The 380-nt window shown below is 35.5% G+C and carries 1 protein-coding gene; it reads left to right on the top strand.

Annotation, left to right across the window (positions count from 1 at the left end; all coding sequences use genetic code 11):
- The coding region (locus J7R05_RS09095; protein WP_208541948.1) for an ATP-binding cassette domain-containing protein at positions 1–380 on the top strand (380 nt) is incomplete at both ends.

The raw sequence follows: 380 nt of genomic DNA, 5'->3' as shown, positions 1-380 counted from the left end.
GGTGAAGACGTTGCTTTTGTAGGATTTGCACAATTAATGATTAATCGTCTTGATCAAATGAGTAATTTCATTAATTTAACCGTATCTTCACAAACAAAACTACAAGAATTTTTTACAATGGAGGACTCAACTTTTCATATCAATGAACCTAAAAATCTCCCTTTTCTCCAAAATGTTAAGGGTGCAATACAATTCCACCATGTTACCTATAAATTTCCAAATTCTTCCCAAGGTGTTTTTGACATTTCATTCGAGGTTAAGGCAGGGCAAACTGTTGCGATTGTGGGACCAACAGGGGCTGGCAAAACACCATTAATCAATTTATTGCAACGTGTATACGACCCTACATTTGGACATATCTTTACTGACGGAATAGATAT

The organism is Bartonella capreoli (assembly GCF_902813205.1).
Taxonomy (GTDB): domain Bacteria; phylum Pseudomonadota; class Alphaproteobacteria; order Rhizobiales; family Rhizobiaceae; genus Bartonella; species Bartonella schoenbuchensis.
Note: the sequence above shows the minus strand (reverse complement) of the source record. Positions and strands in the feature narration are given on the sequence as shown.